The 762-nt window shown below is 62.6% G+C and carries 1 protein-coding gene and 1 pseudogene; both read left to right on the forward strand.

What is annotated here, in order from left to right; genetic code table 11:
• Positions 1 to 546 (forward strand): ATP-binding cassette domain-containing protein (locus tag lacNas_RS02155; RefSeq protein ID WP_244661401.1); only part of this gene is annotated, 546 nt, incomplete at its 5' end.
• Positions 533 to 762, forward strand: a pseudogene (locus lacNas_RS02160) (hypothetical protein); the annotation flags it as partial. The gene lacNas_RS02155 and the pseudogene lacNas_RS02160, both read left to right, overlap by 14 nt.

The following is a 762-nucleotide window of genomic DNA, read 5'->3' on the forward strand; positions in this document are numbered from 1 at the left end:
AGCGGCTGGCTGCAGGCAGTCACCCTGGTCAGCGCCGACAGCTACCTGTTTAAAGGCAGCGTCAGAGACAACCTGCTGATGGCCGGGCCGGCCAGTGACGAGCAGCTGATTGCCGCCTTGCGGGAAGTGCGCCTGTGGGACTTCCTGTCCCGGAATTCCGGCCTGGACTGCCAGCTGACTGCCGGAGCCGGCAACCTTTCCGGCGGGCAAAAGCAGCGCCTGGCCCTGGCCCGCGCCCTTTTAAAGGACAGCCCGGTCTACATCTTCGATGAAGCCAGCTCCAACATCGACCTGGAAAGCGAAGCCGCCATCATGGCCGTCATCCGCCGCCTGGCCAAAAAGAAGACCGTGGTCCTCATCTCCCACCGCCTGGCCAACGTTACCGCCAGCGACCGGATCTACTTTTTGGAAAAAGGGCGCCTGAGCGAAGAAGGCAGCCACGAAGAGCTCCTGGCCAAGGGCGGGGCCTACGCCCGCCTGTTTGAAGAGCAGCAGGAACTGGAAAACTATGCCAAATCAGGAGGCAAGCAAGATGAAAGAAAGTAACTTCAAGATCCTTTGGCGCCTGCTCAAGCTGGTCAAGCCCCTCTGGCCGGTCATGGCCGGGGCCATCCTGCTGGGCACCGCCGGTCAGCTGGCGGCCAGCTTCGTCACCATCAGCGCCGTGCAGGCCGCTGGAAAAATCTTCTCCGGCCAAAGCGCCGGCAGCCTGACGGCGCTGCTTTTGGCCTGCGCCTTTTCCAGAGGGCTGCTGCACTACGG

Origin of the sequence: Lactobacillus nasalidis (assembly GCF_016587775.1) — a bacterium.
GTDB classification, from domain to species: Bacteria; Bacillota; Bacilli; order Lactobacillales; family Lactobacillaceae; genus Lactobacillus; species Lactobacillus nasalidis.